General features: G+C 62.4%; 19 protein-coding genes. 18 read left to right on the top strand and 1 reads right to left on the bottom strand.

Features of this window, described 5'->3' with window-relative positions:
* The first annotated feature begins 155 nt into the window (after nt 1-155).
* The 3 genes from KS03_RS01230 to KS03_RS30780 all read left to right on the top strand — a co-directional run bounded on the left by KS03_RS01230 (nt 156) and on the right by KS03_RS30780 (nt 2,525).
* A complete protein-coding gene (locus KS03_RS01230) occupies nt 156-1,454 on the top strand; it encodes an MFS transporter (RefSeq protein ID WP_017432435.1) in 1,299 nt (432 codons plus the stop codon).
* Nucleotides 1,455-1,610: 156 nt separating this feature from the next.
* Nucleotides 1,611-2,006, top strand: coding sequence for an ester cyclase (locus KS03_RS01225; protein WP_232252314.1), 396 nt, complete (start codon nt 1,611-1,613; stop codon nt 2,004-2,006).
* 171 nt (nt 2,007-2,177) lie between these two features.
* The gene (locus KS03_RS30780) at nt 2,178-2,525 is read left to right on the top strand and encodes a hypothetical protein (protein WP_127913918.1); all 348 of its coding nucleotides are present in this window, start codon (nt 2,178-2,180) and stop codon (nt 2,523-2,525) included.
* 208 nt (nt 2,526-2,733) lie between these two features.
* Here the strand turns inward: KS03_RS30780 and KS03_RS01220 are convergent, their stop codons facing one another.
* Nucleotides 2,734-3,780, bottom strand: a complete 1,047-nt coding sequence (locus tag KS03_RS01220; protein WP_015877383.1) for an IS481 family transposase — start codon at nt 3,778-3,780, stop codon at nt 2,734-2,736.
* Nucleotides 3,781-4,250: 470 nt separating this feature from the next.
* Here KS03_RS01220 and KS03_RS01215 point away from each other — a divergent pair, with 470 nt between their 5' ends.
* The 15 genes from KS03_RS01215 to traW all read left to right on the top strand — a co-directional run bounded on the left by KS03_RS01215 (nt 4,251) and on the right by traW (nt 16,940).
* Nucleotides 4,251-4,742 (top strand): lytic transglycosylase domain-containing protein, encoded by a 492-nt coding sequence (locus KS03_RS01215; protein WP_232252315.1) that lies wholly within the window; start codon nt 4,251-4,253, stop codon nt 4,740-4,742.
* A gap of 582 nt (nt 4,743-5,324) precedes the next feature.
* On the top strand, nt 5,325-5,714 hold the full coding sequence (locus KS03_RS01210; protein WP_012735295.1) for a hypothetical protein: 390 nt from the start codon (nt 5,325-5,327) through the stop codon (nt 5,712-5,714).
* Between the two features lie 9 nt (nt 5,715-5,723).
* Nucleotides 5,724-6,011 carry a type IV conjugative transfer system protein TraL gene (gene traL, locus KS03_RS01205; protein ID WP_017432612.1) on the top strand — a complete coding sequence of 96 codons (288 nt, stop codon included), beginning with the start codon at nt 5,724-5,726 and terminating at the stop codon, nt 6,009-6,011.
* Between the two features lie 4 nt (nt 6,012-6,015).
* Nucleotides 6,016-6,627: a type IV conjugative transfer system protein TraE gene (locus tag KS03_RS01200; protein ID WP_012732836.1), complete on the top strand. Its 612-nt coding sequence runs from the start codon at nt 6,016-6,018 to the stop codon at nt 6,625-6,627.
* Nucleotides 6,624-7,364, top strand: coding sequence for a type-F conjugative transfer system secretin TraK (locus tag KS03_RS01195; protein WP_017432611.1), 741 nt, complete (start codon nt 6,624-6,626; stop codon nt 7,362-7,364). The genes KS03_RS01200 and KS03_RS01195 overlap by 4 nt, the downstream gene beginning before the upstream one ends.
* Complete coding sequence (locus KS03_RS01190) at nt 7,357-8,694, top strand: TraB/TrbI/VirB10 family type IV secretion system protein (RefSeq protein WP_045678715.1); 1,338 nt, start codon at nt 7,357-7,359, stop codon at nt 8,692-8,694. The genes KS03_RS01195 and KS03_RS01190 overlap by 8 nt, the downstream gene beginning before the upstream one ends.
* Nucleotides 8,687-9,775 (top strand): hypothetical protein, encoded by a 1,089-nt coding sequence (locus tag KS03_RS01185; RefSeq protein WP_052690848.1) that lies wholly within the window; start codon nt 8,687-8,689, stop codon nt 9,773-9,775. The genes KS03_RS01190 and KS03_RS01185 overlap by 8 nt, the downstream gene beginning before the upstream one ends.
* 76 nt (nt 9,776-9,851) lie before the next feature.
* Entirely contained in the window at nt 9,852-10,808 is a 957-nt protein-coding gene (locus KS03_RS01180) for a phage Gp37/Gp68 family protein (RefSeq protein WP_017432609.1), read from the top strand.
* Nucleotides 10,809-10,815: 7 nt separating this feature from the next.
* Entirely contained in the window at nt 10,816-11,724 is a 909-nt protein-coding gene (locus KS03_RS01175) for a DsbC family protein (protein ID WP_017432608.1), read from the top strand.
* 2 nt (nt 11,725-11,726) lie between these two features.
* Entirely contained in the window at nt 11,727-12,425 is a 699-nt protein-coding gene (gene traV, locus KS03_RS01170; protein WP_045678694.1) for a type IV conjugative transfer system lipoprotein TraV, read from the top strand.
* 13 nt (nt 12,426-12,438) lie between these two features.
* Nucleotides 12,439-15,039, top strand: a complete 2,601-nt coding sequence (gene traC / locus KS03_RS01165) for a type IV secretion system protein TraC (protein WP_017432607.1) — start codon at nt 12,439-12,441, stop codon at nt 15,037-15,039.
* Nucleotides 15,036-15,407, top strand: a complete 372-nt coding sequence (locus tag KS03_RS01160) for a TrbI F-type domain-containing protein (protein ID WP_017432606.1) — start codon at nt 15,036-15,038, stop codon at nt 15,405-15,407. Before traC ends, KS03_RS01160 begins: the two co-directional genes overlap by 4 nt.
* Entirely contained in the window at nt 15,404-15,904 is a 501-nt protein-coding gene (locus KS03_RS01155; protein ID WP_012735288.1) for a S26 family signal peptidase, read from the top strand. Before KS03_RS01160 ends, KS03_RS01155 begins: the two co-directional genes overlap by 4 nt.
* Nucleotides 15,905-15,969: 65 nt before the next feature.
* Entirely contained in the window at nt 15,970-16,293 is a 324-nt protein-coding gene (locus KS03_RS01150; RefSeq protein ID WP_017925012.1) for a hypothetical protein, read from the top strand.
* 38 nt (nt 16,294-16,331) lie between these two features.
* Complete coding sequence (gene traW, locus KS03_RS01145; RefSeq protein WP_045678693.1) at nt 16,332-16,940, top strand: type-F conjugative transfer system protein TraW; 609 nt, start codon at nt 16,332-16,334, stop codon at nt 16,938-16,940.
* Nucleotides 16,941-16,978: the final 38 nt, after the last annotated feature.

Here is a 16,978-nt window from a genome sequence, read left to right as displayed (position 1 = left end):
ACTCTAAACTAGGCAAAATTGCACAGTGTTGGCAGGCATTTTTGCATATTTTATTGCGGTAGACCACCTTGTATACTTCCTCACACATCGAGCTGACTTCGAAACGCCTGTAGCGTCATTCAGCCATAACTTAATGAGAGCATAGTGAGGGCCACATGAGTTTCTGGATGTTCCAGTTGTCATCGAACGAACGTCGAACCATGGCTGCATGTTTCAGCGGATGGGCACTCGATGCCTTCGACGTGCAGATCTATAGTTTCGTTTTACCGGCATTGATTGCAACGTGGGGGATCACCAAAGCCCAGGCCGGGTATCTTGGAACCGCTGCGCTTGTCTTCTCTGCGATCGGCGGCGCATTGGCGGGATACCTTAGCGACCGGATTGGTCGGGTGCGCGTGCTCCAATTGACCGTCGTGTGGTTCGCGGTTTTCACATTTGCAAGCGGTTTCGCTCAAAACTTCTATGAGATGCTCACGTTCCGCGCGCTGCAGGGACTCGGGTTCGGCGGAGAGTGGGCAGCCGGCGCCGTGCTTATGTCCGAAGTCATTCGGCCCGCCTTCCGTGGACGGGCGGCAGGAACAGTTCACAGCGGGTTTGCGGTCGGTTGGGGTCTTGCAGCGCTTGCATTTGCCGTTGTATTTTCGATCGTGCCGCAACATCTGGCTTGGCGCTGCCTCTTTTGGCTCGGCCTGCTTCCTGCGCTGCTCGCGCTCTTCATCCGGATCTTTGTCGACGAATCGACCACCTTTGCGGACTCCCGGCACGCAAAACAAAGGCGGTTCATGGCTCCCGTTGGACTTTTCCAGCGCCCGCTTCTCAGCCGTACTCTGGCGTCGTCGCTATTCGCCATCGGGATGCAGGGTGGCTACTATGCAGTGGTTACGTGGTTGCCGACCTACCTCAAGTCCGAGCGCCACCTGTCAGTGTTGGGAACTGGCTCCTACCTAGCAGTCGTGATTCTGGGAGCTTTCCTAGGCTTCTTGCTAGGCGCGCATTGCGCTGATCGTCTAGGCCGAAAGCGAACGCTTATGACGTTCGGTGTCCTTTCGACGGCGATGGTGTGTATCTACATGTTTGCTCCGATCTCGGATAACGCGGTCCTCATTCTTGGGTTTCCCCTTGGGCTGTTCGCGAACGCGATGTTTGCTCCCACGGGAGCGTTCTACGCCGAGCTTTTCCCGACGCATCTACGGGGGACAGGGCAAGGCTTCGCCTACAACCTGGGACGTGGTGTCGGCGCCTTCTTTCCGGCCCTCGTCGGCCTTCTCTCGACTACCCTGCCGCTGGGTTTCGCAATCGGCATTTATACGGTCTGCGCATATGGCATAGCAATTTTCGCGCTCTTCTTTCTTCCAGAGACGCGAGGTATTGACCTCACAGAACATGACACGAACAGTTCCCCGATGCCGTTAGGCCGGCAATGGGGTGAGCATTCGATAAATGTGTACCGCTGAATCGGGTCCGTGAAGTTTTTGTAGCGAGATTTGAAGTATAAATTTGTTGTTTTAATAAAAACGTAAGCCGCATGTAGCGGCACCAACGGGGAAAGAATGGAGTCTCGTCGCAAACGCATCGTGCGCGAATTTTACGAGCAGGTGTGGGATAGGCAAGTGGTTCAACTACTGCCGTCGATGTTCCATTCCGAATTCACGTTTCGCAGTTCGCTCAATTGCACTCTAGTGGGCTATGAAGAGTTTTCGCGATATGTTCAGTGGCTCACCTCGACACTTGGCGACTATGCGACAGAAATACGTGAGGTCATCGAAGAAGGAGCGCAGGTCTGCGCAAAGCTTAGGTTTGAAGGAGAGCACAGGAAGGTCTTTTTTGGGCACGCTCCAAGCAACCAGCGGGTTTGGTGGGATGGCGTGGCGATATTCACGTTCGACGAGGACCTCGTCCGCGACCTTTGGGTTCTTGGTGACGTATACGGCCTGACTCGAAGGATGGGCGGCCTGTCCGACGCGATTGAGTTCACCAGATCGCGAGGCCGGTCAGACAAAGCCTGAGGCTCACCTGTGAGGCGCCGTCTGTCTACCGACAGGTGGCGCCACGAACGAAGATGATGTGGTGCCTAAGCGCTGCCTGTTGCAAACAGGCACGGGGCACGAACGATAAAAGTTGCAAACTTTAGGGAAAAGTTTATAGTTTGACGAATGACCACGTATTGGTGTGCCCTCATGGCGATACTTTCCCTTTTACGCCAACGGAAGGAAAAGGGAAGGATGCCGGGGATATCACTCCAAGAACTGGCGTTTGCCTATCGTGCTGGGGAGCGCTGCGAGATTTGGGCGGTGGAATGCGCTACCGAAAGCCGTCCTGTGTGGACGGTTGAGGTCGTGCTCTTCGACGACAAGAAGTCATTCTCATTGCAAGGGCAGAGAGGCGCGCAGCGAACATGGAGAGACTTTGATCGCGTGGCGTCGGTGCTGAAGGAAACCTGTCCAGGTCTCACAGAGATCAAAGTGAAATTTGCGAATTCTCCCAACAACGGAGGGCAGCAGAAGGTAAGCGAAAACGAGCAGTAGAAGGCGGCCGGCACCGATGCTACCAACATCAATGCCGACCTAACCACAAGCACATAGCTGGCTAAAGCTGAGAGAGACCACTCGTGGCTGAGGGTATTTTACGTCAATCGTATGGGATTGACGCATTAACTACGTCCGTCCATTACGGATTCAGATGTAGAAGTCGCGACCCGATCTGACAGTTACCCGTTCCGACGGTGCGTGACTGTCAGATCAGATTCAGGTGGCTCACTTTCTCCTTCCACACCTCCTTGCCCGCGATGAGCGTCTGCAAAGGCGTGCGACCACAACACATCTTACCTTGATGCGTTCGCTCGCCGTTGTAGTACATCAGCCAAGTATCGAGATCGACCTGCAGTTCCGCCAGCGTCAGATAGAGCTTGTGGCGGAACGCGACCTGATAAAACTCCTGCAGGATGGTTTTATGGAACCGCTCGCAGATGCCATTGGTCTGCGGATGTCGCGCCTTGGTTTTGGTGTGCTCGATGTCGTTCAGCGCCAGGTACAGCTGATAATCGTGCGATTCCGGCTTGCCGCAATACTCCGTGCCTCGATCGGTCAGCATGCGGATCACACCCATGCCGTGCTCCTCGAAGAACGGCAACACCCGGTCATTGAGCAGATCGGCCGCCGTGATCGGCGTCTTGGTCGTGTACAGCTTGGCCATCGCCACTTTGCTGTAGGTGTCGACGAAGGTCTGCTGGTAAATCCGGCCTACGCCCTTGATCGTGCCCACGTAGAACGTGTCCTGCGAGCCCAGATAGCCGGGATGAGCGGTTTCGATTTCGCCATGAGCCACATCGTCGTCCTGCTTTCTTTCCAGCGCGGCCACCTGGTCCTCGCTCAGCACGATGCCTTTTTCAGCGACCTGCTTCTCCAGCGCCACGAGCCTCAGCTTGAAGGACGACAACGCGTGACGCAGCCAGATCGAACGAACGCCGGATGCAGACACGAAAATGCCGCGCCGGCGTAATTCGTTGCTGACCCGAACCTGCCCGTGGGCGGGCTGCTCGATGGCATAGGCCAGCACGGCGATTTCCGTCGCTTCATCGACTCGATTCTTGGGATTCGGCTTGCGCCGATTGCTGTCGAACAGGGCATCGACGCCGCCCTCGGCCACGGCGTTCTGATAGCGGTAGAACGTATCGCGCGACAGCCCCATCACCTTGCAGGCTTTCGACACGTTGCCCAGCTCGGCGGCCAGATTCAGCAGACCGATCTTGTGGCGGATGACATTTTGGTTGAGACTACTCACGGGGTTACTCCTTGGCGCTTGCGCGCTGTTTTGATGAAGATTCGCACCTCTATCAAAACGGGTAACCCCGCCTCTTGGCAAGGCCTTACTGTCAGATCAAGTCTGAACTTCTACAATTCAGATTCGTCCGCGCACCGCATGGTGGTGCCTCGTCTACCGAGGAACCGCAATGCAGGCGAGCGGGCGCTTTATCACATGGCGATCACGCTGCGCGCCATCCCCGAGTGGTCTTTTCTCATGTCGCATGCCCTGACCTCGTTGTCGTGGGCAACGTCTCTCGGCGCGAGCCCCTTTCTCTCGCGTCCCGCCTGAAACTCACAAGCTCCCGATGCTCGGAACCAGGCGGCTTGGTAGTGCGCAGCGCACAGTCCTCGCACTACCTGTTTTATTCCTCGCAGTCGTCGCGGAGGTCGGACCATGGGGTACGCTCCTGGCCCCGCCGTACCGTTTTCGCTCGTCTCTATAGACTGGTGGGAGGCATCGTCGGCTTCGTCGCGCTCGCCGCGCATTTCAGCAGCACGGCGTCCGCGTCGGTTTGCCACGGCGATCCGTTCGTCTCCGCGGCCGCGATTTATCAGCTCGACCCAGACTTGCTTCGTGCAATCACATGGGTCGAGTCTCGCGGCATTCCCAGCGCCGTTGGCCCGAAGCTCGCCGGTGGCCACCGTGCCTGGGGGGCGGCGCAGATCAACGACATCCATCTGCCCGAACTCGTCTCCTACGGCGTGACCCGCGAAGATCTGCTTGATCCTTGCGTCAACCTGAAGCTGAGCGCCTGGGTGCTGGCCAACTGCATCCGCAGCAAGGGCGCCACCTGGGCCGCGGTTGGCTGCTACAACGCTGGCCCCGCATCCTCGAATACCACTGCCCAGGCCAAGTACGTGCGGCTTGTACAACGTGCGTACGCCGGCTACCGGGCGCAGTCTGCTGCCGCGATGTCGGCAAGCGGGAGAGCGAAATGAAGCTCCCCGCCCTCCTTTGCGCTGTCGCGTTCGCGCTTTCGTACCCCTGCTTCGCTGCCCCGCGGCTGCCGGATTATGCCGTGACCGAAATCGGCGCGCCGGGTGCAGGTCAGTATGTTTTCTGCTCGCCCGCAACCTGTCCCGAGCCGACGATCAAGCACGCGCCGGAGCCGGTCCCGCAGCTCGCTCCCGAACCAGCCCTTTCACGCGTCCCCATATCGGAGCCGGCTGAGGCTTCCGCGCCGGCGCCAACCCATCGTAGCCGTGCACGCAAACGCGCCTTGAAGGCGGTCCATCACGCTCACCGCACCCATTCCGCGCCGGTCCTGCCGCGCTGCCCCATGCCGCCCAGCGATGGGAGGCAGACGAAGCGCGTCGCGGGTAACTAGAAGCCTCATCTAGCCCAATTCGTCATTTTTACCACAGGAGGATCTAATTAAGTAAGGACTACAAATCGATAGTGAAATCTCGAAAACAGAACTTTTTGTTATCCAGCCCCTGAACCGTGCTCGTGCCGCCCGTAACGGCGCGAGCACCACAAGAACAGTATCCGGCCACCTGCCCACACCGCGCGAGGACCATATGATCGCCAACGCCGTATCGCAGCTCGAAATCCGTCTTGCCCTTCGCCTCATCGCGCTCGAGGACCGCGCTCAGGCGCTCCTCAACGATCCGAAGATCCGCCAGCACATGCTCGCGGCGCTCGTCGCGTTCGCAACAGTCGGTCTGCTTCTCTTCGCGCGTATCGCGTTTGGGGCGGACGGTGCGGAATTCGCACCCGCTGCGACGACAGTTGAAGGATGGGTCAAAGGAAATCCCGCCAAAGTCATCGCGCTCGCGGGCCTGCTCTGGGGCACGGCGATGGCGATGTTCAAGAAGGACCTCTTTGCCTTCGTCCAGCCCGCCTTCATCGGCATTGTCGGCAGTCTTATCGTCGGGATTATCGACGGCGAATACACCGCGACGATCTAAGGGGCGGTGATGTCCGAAGACCTCAACCACTACATACCGAGCCGGCTCGACGATCCGGAAAAATTCCTGTTTTTCCGGAAGGACGTCGCCTCGATCGGCATGGGCGGTGTCGTGGGCGGCATCATGCTCAACCATGTGCTCGCCGGTGTCACGTTAGGCGTCGCGCTTGCCTACGGGTGGCAGAAGTTCAGCTCGGGCAAACATCCCGGGATGTCGACACACGTCGCGTACTGGGTCATCGGCCGGCCTACGCTCAAGGTGCTGCCGGCGTCCGCGATTCGCGAACTGAACGGGTGACGCCATGACGCCAGACAAGGCTGCCGCATCCCGAGATGCACTGCGCTCCCAGATCCGTTTCCTAAAGAAGCTCCTGCTGGTCAACGGGTCGTCGAGTGTGGTGATCGCGCTCGTCTGCGCATGGCTGATGATGACTCAGCGCGTCGTCATCATGCCGCCGGCCGTGCGCGGCACGTATGTGATTGGTGCGCGCTACGCGAACGACGAATACCTCGCCGATCAGGCAGCCTACGTGCTCTCCCTGGCCAAGAGCGTGACGCCCAATACGGTCGACAGCAACGAGCGAATCCTCCTGTCGATGGTCAGCGATGGACGCCGCGCCGAATTGAAGACGCAATGGGACGCCGACGCGTTGCAGCTCAAGCACGACGGCGTCACCAGCGTCGCCGAGCCCGCGGGCTCGGCCGAGGTCGACCTCCGCAGCAAGTCGGTCAAGTTCCCCGCCACCATCAGCACCTATATCTCCGGCAAGCTCACGAGCACCGAGCAAAAGACGTTCGTCGTCTATTTCGATATCTCGATGTTCGGGCGCCTCACGCTCCTCGATATCCGCGAAGCACAACGCGGCACGAAAGGCATCGAACCGCTTGTGCCGCCGGCGCAGAAGGCATCATGAAACCACTCTACCTTCGTCGCCGCGGTGTCGCGCGGCTCATGCTCCCACTCGTGGCACCGCTCGCCGCGCTGTTCGTCGCCGCGCCGGCCAGCGCGATCTCGATCGTCAAGGGCTCGGACCGGCAAGCTCAGCAGGTCTTCGTCTCAGCCGCCGAGTACAACCTGCTCACGATGTCGGGCGGCCGGCAGATCACCAAGGTGGTACCGACCGTTCCGGGATCGCTGGCGTGGACGCAGGCGGGCAACCAGTTCTGGTTCAAGCCGTCCAACCCCACCGCGCTCAACGAGACCATCACGATATTTGTGTTCGATGACGCGGGCGTCAGCTACCGCCTTTCGCTGGTGCCCGGTCCACGGCCGGCCGAGGACGTCCGTATCCAGCCACCCGCCTCGAGCACTGGCCGAGCGCTGCGCGCCTCCGCGTTCCAGCGTCACGTCAAGCTCTTGATTCTGGCGATGTCCGGTGCCCAGTCCGTGCCGCAGGTCGCGTATACGTCCGTCGAGACGGCCGTGCCGCTCTGGAAAGAGGCGACGCTCACCCGCGTTCGCGAGTACAGCGATGGTGACCTGGTGGGCGAGACGTACACGCTCGCGAACACCTCGCATAACGATCTGTCGCTCGACGAGCGCGAGCTGTATGCGCCCGGGGTGCTGGCCGTAGCGATCGAGGATGCTAATCTTCCCGCCGGCGCCAGCACGATCGTCTATGTGGTCCGCGAGCGAGGCGACCATGACTGACCCGAACGAGGCAAACAAGAAGCGCCAGAAGATCATCAGCATGGTGGTCTTCGGGCTCCTGGCCGCGCTGTTCGTCGTTGGCCTCCTCTTCACGCGCCAAGGCAAGGGACCGCAGCAGGCGACTACGTCGGTCCCGTTCGCGCACGTCGGCGATCAGAACGACAAAAACGCGTGGCGCGCGCAGTCCGAGGCGCAATTTGCGGACATGAAGAAGCAGCTCGACGCCGCGAATGGGAAGGCGGATGAGGCGACGGAAAAACTGAAGCAGGTCGTCCAGGCGCAGGAGGACCTCAAGAAGCAGTTCGACGACCAGAAGAAGGCGGGCTCAGGTAGCGCCGCGAGTGCCCCTGCTGCGGACTCGTCGACAGCGTCCGACCGCGCGCTGCTCAACAAGCCGATTCCCCTGAACGGGCAGCAGGCGAAGTCCGGCGCGATCCTGAATCCGCCGTTCGGCCAGAACGCGCGTGGCGCCGCTATGGACGTGGTGGCGCCGCCCCCGAAGCTCGACATCATCAATTTCGATTCGCCCAAGAAAGCCGGTGACGACTGCGTCGATCCCCGGTTCTCGTCGTTGCCCATCGACCAGGCCAAGCAAGCTCAGCAGGATTGCTTGAAGGCCAACGGCCAGAAGGGCGTGACCTTCATCCCCGCTACCGCTTTCGTACGGGTTTTCATGATGAACGGCGTTGATGCACCGACCGGCGGGGAGGCGCAGCACGACCCGCTGCACGTCTTCCTCGAGGTGCTCGATCTCGCCAATCTGCCGAATGCCCGAAAGCTCGACATCACCGGATGCCGCATCTTGACCTCTGCCTACGGAGACGTCTCGAGCGAGCGGACGATGATGCACGGCGAGACGCTCGCCTGCATCTTGAAGAACGGCCGGACCGTCGAGATGACCATCAAGGGCACTGTCATGGGCGAGGACGGCAAGGAGGGAGTCCGCGGTCGCCTCGTTTCCAAGTCTGGCTCCGCCCTCGCCATGTCTGTGTTGGCCGGGATCTCGTCCGGGATCGGCCAAGCATTCAGCCAATCCGCCAACACGTTGAACACCACGGCCCTCGGTACGACGTCGATCGTCAATCCGAGTCAGGTTGGTCGTTCCGCAATCGGCAGCGGGGTCTCGCAGGGCGCGGACTCCCTCAAGCAGTACTACATCCGCGCTGCCGAAAAGCTCTTCCCGGTGATTGAAACCGACGGCGGCCGCGTGGTCGAGTTCGCCGTGATGAAAGGCGCGGAATACAACGGCGCCCTCTCCGATGTCAGCGATATCAACGACGGCCTCGCCAATGGTGGCCGTGAAACCGATGGAGGCTACTCCGATGAGTGAAGAAGCGAAAAGCACGACAACGGCCGCGTTCGAGGCAGCGATGCGTCGGTGTGCGGATGACGCGGGACTCGAACCAAGGCTCGAGCGTGGTGCCGATGGCCATTATGTTCAGCCGGAAACGCGTAGCGCGCTCTCGGCCTGGATTGGGGCGCACGAGCTCGTCGCCGAGCAGCTACGCTGCTTCGCCGAATTCGGGGCGTCCCACCTCGGACGTGCTCCGGGATATCAAACTGGCTTCCTTGAGTATCTCGCGCACGCAGCAGACCGACTGGACATGGCCAGCCGGCGGCCCGCAGCGTCACCAAGAGCCGGCGTGGCCGAGGTCAGTCGCGCCATTGATGAGGCTTCGTTCGACGACGCCGTCGTCGACGCGTTCGCGCGAATCATGAAGGCTTCGATGGCAGCAAGCCGAGCAGCCGGCCGCAGCGGCTGGTGGAGCGCGCCCGCCAGCGAATTGTCGGCCTCACTGCGAGAGCACGTCGAGAAGGGCGATCCCGTCGACGTTGCGCTTCTGGCGGCCATGCATTGGTACAAGGGTGAGCAGATCGAGCAGGAGGCCTCGGACGGGATCAACGTCATCGGGAAGATGATGAAGCTTGCCACCGATTCCAGTACGAGCAGCGAAGTCACGGTCGAGTGCGGCGCACGCACGGTGACCGTGAGAGGCCTCCCCAATGCCCAGGCCAAGCACTGCAAACCGCTGCTGTACGAGCAGGTACGGATTGTGATTTGTGCCGTACCGACCGCTCCGACCGCGCCCGAGCCGCGCGTCACCGAGCCACCGATATCGGGGGACGATCTCAACTGGATCACGGCCGGGCACGCAGCGCATCAAACCGGCGTGGATCTCGACGTCGTGCGGGGCTGGGCAACCCGCGGCGAGGTGAAGAGCCGTGACGATCGCGGAACGTTGATGGTGGAGTGCGCGTCGCTGCTGGCCCGCACACACCGGCATACGCAGCAGGCGCGAGATGCCGGCTCGGCGCCCAGCCGTCCGGAACACCTCGTCGCGTCGGGCCGCACCGCTCGCGCGGGGTTCCTTCATGCCGCCGGTCGCCTCTTCGCGGGACATAAAGCATGAGCCGCCTGACGAGCGCCCAAGACGCCATCGAACGGTTGCTTGACCGGGCTTTGCGAAGCTCCCGTGGAGGACGCCCGTGAGCGAGACGACCGACATCGGCTGGACCGACTCGACGTTCAACGCATGGGAAGGCTGCACGGCCGTGAGCCCCGGCTGCGCGAACTGCTACGCCGAGCGTCGTAATCGCCGCTTTGGCGGCGGCACTGCGACGAATTGGGGGCCGGGGGTGCCGCGCCGGCGCACGGCCGCGTCGACCTGGGCCGCTCCCAAGCGCTGGAACCGTGGGCACGCGAAGTTTCTCGCGCTGCACGGCCGCCGCCGGCGCGTGTTCTGTTCGTCCCTGTCCGACGTGTTCGACAACGAGGTGCCGGCCCAATGGCGCCGTGACCTCGCCGATCTGATTCTTGCGACGCCGAACCTCGATTGGCAACTGCTGACGAAAAGGATTGGCAACGCGGACGCGATGCTTGCCGACATGTTCCCGCTGGGTATCCCGGAGAACGTGTGGATCGGCGCGACCGTGGTCGACCAGGCCGAGGCCGATCGGGACATCCCGAAGTTGCTCACCGTTCGCGCGAGCGTTCGTTTCCTGTCGATCGAGCCCATGCTCGGCCACATCAATCTGCGGCGCCACCTCGCATGGCCGAATCACTACGGCCTCGACCTGCCGCAGCTCGACCGGCACCGCGTCGGTATCGATTGGGTGATCGCCGGCGGCGAAAGCGGCCTGCTGGCCCGCTCGGTTCACCCGGGCTGGATTCGCTCCCTGCGTGACCAATGCGCGGCCGCGGGCATCCCGTTCTTCTTCAAGCAGTGGGGCGAATGGCGACCCGCGCCCGAGCTCATCTCGGCGGCCGGCTCAATGTTCCACTGCTTCGCCGATGGGGTGTGGATGCAGCGCGTGGGCGCGCGCGACACCGGCAATGTGCTCGACAGCGTCAAACACGAAGCCTTTCCCATTCCACGGGCACTCGCTATCGGGTCCCAGCTCGACGTTACCGTGGACCGTGCACCCCTCTTCCCTCATCCGTGACGATCCAATGAAACAGGCCAACTTCACCTTCGCGCTTTTGATGACCACATGCCTGGCATGGGGCTGCACGACCGCACCTACTGCGTCTAGCCGGGGAACGTCGTCGGAAACCGCGGTGGCCGCTGGCCAGCTCGCGCCGGTCGCAGCACCGCTGGCGCCGGCAGTCGATCCGGCCGACCCGAATCTCGACCCCGGCGTGGCCGCGCTCAAGGCATCACTGCACGCTCGGTATCCGGCCACGCAGTTCCGCGAGGTGGCGGCGACCCCCTCGACCGGCATCTATGAAGTAGTGATGGGCGGCAAGGTGGCCTACACCGACGTTACCGGCCGCTACTTCCTCTTCGGCCATCTCTTCGACATGGTCACGCAGCAGGACCTGACCGTGCCGCTCGAGCAGGCGCTGCAGAAGGTGCGCTTCCCGGCCGACCGGCTCCAGGATGCGTTCGTGGAGGTGCACGGCGACGGCCACCGCAAGGTCGCGATCTTCGACGACCCCGACTGTCCATATTGCCTCTCCCTCGAGGCTGAACTCGCCGCGCTCAAGGACGTCACGATCTACCGGTTCCTGTACCCGCTCGAGTCGATCCACCCACGAGCCCGCGCCCATGCAATCGGTATCTGGTGTGCGGACGATCGCCTTGGTGCCTGGCACGCATGGCTTCCGGTCGCGCTGTCCCGCTGGATGCGAGATCACGGCTCCAGCGTGATCGGTGCGGCCGGCCAACGCAAGTCACCGCCCGCGCCGGCGCGCGTCGAGCCAAAGCTCGCGTCTTGCGACAACCCGATCGACAGGAACGAAGCCCTCGCGGCCAGCCTCGGCATCAATGGCACGCCGTCCCTCGTAAGCGTCGACGGCCGCGTGATGCCCGGTGCCGCGACTGCCGAGACAATCGACCAGTGGCTGGGAGCGAAGTGACCATGTCCATTCCCTACCTCGCCGCGACGCGTGCGACGGCCGTTATCGGCGCCGCCGTGCTCGCCTTGTCCGCCTGCAGCTTCACCGGGTATGACGCCAGTTCGTCGTTCGCGTGCAAAGCGCCTGCCGGCGTGCTCTGCAACAGCATGTCGGGCATCTACGCCAACGCCATGGCCCACAACCTCCCCGATCAGCGCGTGCACGCCGGCAGCGGCGCGGCGACCAACCTGACGCTCGGGAGCTACGCCGACGACAGCCCGGCCGATCGCGCGTCAGGCTCGCGCAAGGCGGCGGCCGGTGGCGCCCGCGCCACTTCCCCCGGCATCCTGCCGCGTGCCCTCGATAGCGGTGCACCGGTGCGCACGGCGCCGCGCGAACTGCGTGTCTGGTTCGCGCCCTGGCAGGACGCGGACTCAGACCTGCACGACCAGGAGTACGTGTACCTCGTCGTCGACCCCGGCCACTGGTCCATCGCCCACAACCAGGCGCGCATCCGTGCCGCGTTCCAGCCGGTGCTGCCCCCTGTGTTGAGCCCCACCGCGGCGGCTGCTCAGGGTGACGCCAAGGACGCCGGCACGGCAGCAAGGCGGGATGCGTTCACGACGCCCGCCTCGAATGCGGACCGTGTCATGCAGGGCATCTTGACGCCGGATGGTGCGATAGACCGTGCGGCCGCGATGTCGCCGTCGGCCGATCGCTGAGCGGAGACGTCACATGGGATCGATCCAGGAGTGGGTGGATAGCGCGCGCAGCCTAGCGACGACGATGGCGAAGGAGCTCGTCTTCGGGACTGACGACGACCTCGGGCCGCCGGCACCGACCGTTGCCGACCAGCGCCGCGTCGACAACGTGGGCCTGCACCAGTTGCTGCCCTACGACCAATACGACCCGGCCACCGAGTTGTACTACAACACCAGCTCGATCGGCTTCGTACTGGTGGTGGCGCCCCAGACCGGCGCGAACGACGAGTTGGCGAGAACGCTGCTCGGTCTGTACGACACCATGCCGGCGGACCACGGTGTGCAGTGGATGATGCTGGCCGATCCGATCATCGAGGAGCACCTGGATCGGTACGTGGATCTGCGCCGCACGTATGCCAACAGCGGCGAGGCCCCGCCCTTCTACCTCGAGCAGGCCGAGCGCCGTGCTGCCGCCCTCCGGGCGAACCAGGGACGCCCGCTCTTCCACGGCCAGAACTATTCGATCACGGACAAGCGACTGATGCTGTCAGTCGTACGCAAAGGGTCCGCCGACGACGCCAAGGTTCGCGAGGAGATGCAGAACCTGCGTGAAGTGGTCGGTGCGACGCTTCGCTCGGCGAGCCTCGCGAGCCGCACCGCTACGCCCGATGATCTCATCCGATTCCTGTGGCCGATCCTGAACCCCGAGTACCTCTTTGGTAATGGGGCGGAAGTGGGCGACCAGCAATATGACGCGGATCGCCCGATTCGCGACCAGCTGGTGCCGTTTGGTCATCACGCGCGCGTCAAGGCCGAGCATCTGCTTTTTGGCCTGCCGCCGGAGGAAAAGGGCGACCCCGACAAGCGGATCGCGGCCCGCAGCTTTGGCGTCCTGCAGTATCCGTCGAAGAAGGAACTCTGGGAGATGGGCAACATCGTCGGCTCGCTGTTCAACGATGTCCATCAGTACCCCTGCCCCTACCTCATCACCCTGGGCGTGATGACGCTCGACCAGAATGCCGTCGAAACGCGCGTGGCGCTGCGCGGCGCGCGTGCCGCCCAAAACGCAAAGTCGAAGATGGCGCCGCTGCAACCTGAACTCGCGTTGCAGGAGCGCGATTGGCGAGCCGTGGGGCTTCAGCTCGAATCGGGCGGCTCGATATGCGAGCTGTATCACACGCTCACGCTTTTCGCACCTCGCGAGCAGATCGGGCGCTGCGTGGCAGCGGCGCGCGGTATCTGGCGCTCGGAGCGGTTCAAGCTGTTTCCGATGGTCACGCAGCAGCTCACCACGTTTCTGTCGGCGGTGCCGATGGCCTTGACGCCAGATCTGCGCGACGATCTCAACAAACTGCGCTTGATTTCGACCAAAACCACGGTCAATGCGACTGATATGGCGCCTGTGGTTGCGGAATGGGCCGGGACAAGCGGCGCACCGAATCTGATGTTCTACGGGCGTCGTGGCACGCCTACACCAATCGATCTCTACTCAAGCTCGACTAACTACAACGGATTCGTCGACGGCACCTCGGGCGCTGGCAAATCGGTTTTGATGAACGAAATCATCGCCGCATTTCGCGCTGTAGGCGGCGTCGTGCGCCTCACGGATGTGGGCTATTCCTACGAGAAGCAGATAGCCATGGCCGGCGGTCAGTACATCGACTTCAAGCCGGGTTCGAACATCATCGTCAATTCGTTCTCCACTGGGGGGAGCGATGCGGACAACGGCATCGACAGCGAAGTCAAATTCATCCGACCGATCATTGCGCGGATGGCATCCCCGACGTCGCCGATAACCGACCTTGAGCGTGGACTGCTGGACAAGGCGGTAAGAATGGTCTGGAAAGACTATGGTCCGGACGGTAACCCGACACGTGTGCGGGACGCCCTCCTGCAGTTGAAGGACCAGAACCAACAGAACGAGCGTGTGGCATATGAACTTGCCATTCGGCTGGAGCCGTTCTGCGATGGCGGTGTGTACGGCCGGTACGTCAATGGACGGACTAACGTCAACCTCAACAATGACGTGGTCGGGCTCGAACTCGAGCACCTTAACAGCGATCCTCAGCTTCGCACCGTGATCATGTTGGGGTTCACGAATCAGGTCACCAATGAGATGTATCGATTCGAGCGATCGCGCAAGAAGCTCTTTCTACAGGACGAGGGATGGCAGACGGCGGGTGACGACCAGGAATCGGCGGACTTTACCGAAGAGGGATACCGACGCGCCCGGAAATATGAGGGCAGTTTCTTCTTTGCGACCCAGGGCATTACCGACGCCGGGATGAACAAAGCCACGCAGGCGGCGTTCGATAACTCGGGCTGGAAATTCCACCTCAAGCAGAGCAATGACACGCTGGCACAGATCGAGCGTGGCGACATCATCGACCTGTCGCCCGGCTTGAAGAAGATGCTCAAGTCACTCTCCCCCGTCCCGGGGCGCTACAGCGAGTTTGTCCTTGTCGACCCGGACGGCGGACAACACATCCTGCGGCACATCCCCGACGAATTCACCCTCGCCATGGCCACCACCAAGGGGCCGGACTACAACTTCATGCAGCGGTTGATCGACGGTGGCATGTCCACCGAGGACGCGATCCGCGCGCTCATCGAGCACAAACGGAAACCGCGATGACCTTGCGCTACGACCTTATTTTGACCGGCCTGCTTACGGCAGTCGGCACGTTGATGATCCACGCACCGATCGACTATCTCCAGCAGAGCCAGGCGGCCGCGCCTATCGTCGTCGTCGACGTGCAGAAGCTGCTCACGGACGAGCAGGCCACGCAGATCAAGCAGTTCGGCAACGGCGACCCGTCCCGCATGACGACCGAGGCCAAGAGCGCCGCGCTCCAGCAGGCCGGTGATTGGGCGAAGCACCTGTCAGACGCAGTCGCGCAATATGGCGCTGAGTGCCGTTGCGTGGTGGTGAACAAGGCCGCGGTCCTCTCCGGCTCCGCCCAAGACGTGACATCGGCGATCGCTGCGAGGATCGCAAAATGACCGCGCTCGCGATCCGTCTCGCCCGATATCGGCGCCTGCTGCGCACGCTCGCCATTCTGCTGCTCACGGCCGCGTTCGGTTGGGGAATCCGGCCCTGGTACGCGCTCGGCTTCAATCTATCGACGAGCCTGCCCGGCACCCTCTACTTCATCGACAAGACGACGTGCGTGCCGCAGCTCGGCGACACGATCGCATTCCGTTGGCACGGCGGCGCAACGTACCCCGCAGGCGTGCTGTTTATGAAGCACGTTGCGGGTCTTCCCGGCGACGTCGTGCGCGTCAACGGGCGCAATGTCTGGGTCAACACCACCTATATCGGCTACGCCAAGCCGCTTTCGCTGGCTGGCATGCCGCTCTTCCCGACCGAGGGGGGCGTCATTCCTCCGGGGCACTACTTCGTGGCCACCCCCAATCCGAACAGCCTAGATTCGCGCTACGCGATCTCCGGCACCGTTCCGCAGGATGCCATTGTGGGGAAAGCCTATGAACTCTTCTAAATCCCATTTTCACGCTCGTTACGCGTTCACGCGTGATGCCATTCCCCTGACTGGTGGAGGTTGGTATGTCTCAAATTCGTGTCATTGCGATGGGCTTGCTCATTTCAGCTTGGCTGATGGCCACGCAGCTGCTTCCCATGCTCCGTTACCTGGCCAAATCCGATGCGATCTCAGTCGTGCAGGCTTTCGGAACGTTATTGGGGCCGAGCAGTGTGATGGGTGTTGCGTACTACCTGCCGGCCATCGTGACGCTGTTCAGCTTGGGGGCGGGACTGGCCGCCGCCTGGCTGATCAACGTTGTGCTGACCATCGCGCAAGTGCAACTCGGGAATGCGCTCTCGGCGACCTCGCGCGCCGTGCAATTCGGGACTGCGCGCTGGCGGCGGTAAGCGCCGCTCGGCGCGCCGCACCCGCCGTGATCGCGGCTATGGCAGCCGGGTGCCTGGGCCTGCCTGCCCACGCCGAGGATTTGGGTGTGGTTGGCCCGACCTATCCGATCGCCGAGCACGACGCGGTGGCCATGCTCAAACACCGCCTCGCGCAGCTGCAGGCCAGCGGCGGACTGGCCGCGCTCGAGCATCGCGCGCGTCGCCGCGCGATGCACGACATCACCGACATGCCGGCGGTGCCGGGCGTCTCGACGGTGACCGAGTACGCCCAGCGCCTCATCGATCCAACCGTCACGTACTCCAAGCCGGTGCTGAACGACGAGGGCGCCGTGATCGTGCCCGCCGGCACTCGCATCAATCCGCTCGACATCGTCACGCTGCACGAGCGCCTGGTGTTCTTCGACGGCCGCGACCCCGCGCAGGTCAAGGCGGCTCGCGCGTTGGCCGATCGCGATGGCGCTGCCGTGAAGCCGATCCTCATCGGCGGCTCATGGTTCGACCTCACGAAGTCATGGAAGCGGCAGGTGTACTTCGACCAGCAAGGGCGTCTCACGCAGCGATTCGGCATCACGCGTGTGCCGGCGGTGATCAGCCAGCGCGGCAACCAACTGCTGCTCGAGGAGGAGCCGGCCGCACAACTGCGGTGACCGGACCCAACTTATGCGCGATCAATCAGACATGAACG

Source organism: Burkholderia glumae LMG 2196 = ATCC 33617 (genome assembly GCF_000960995.1).
Taxonomy (GTDB): domain Bacteria; phylum Pseudomonadota; class Gammaproteobacteria; order Burkholderiales; family Burkholderiaceae; genus Burkholderia; species Burkholderia glumae.
Note: the sequence above shows the minus strand (reverse complement) of the source record. Positions and strands in the feature narration are given on the sequence as shown.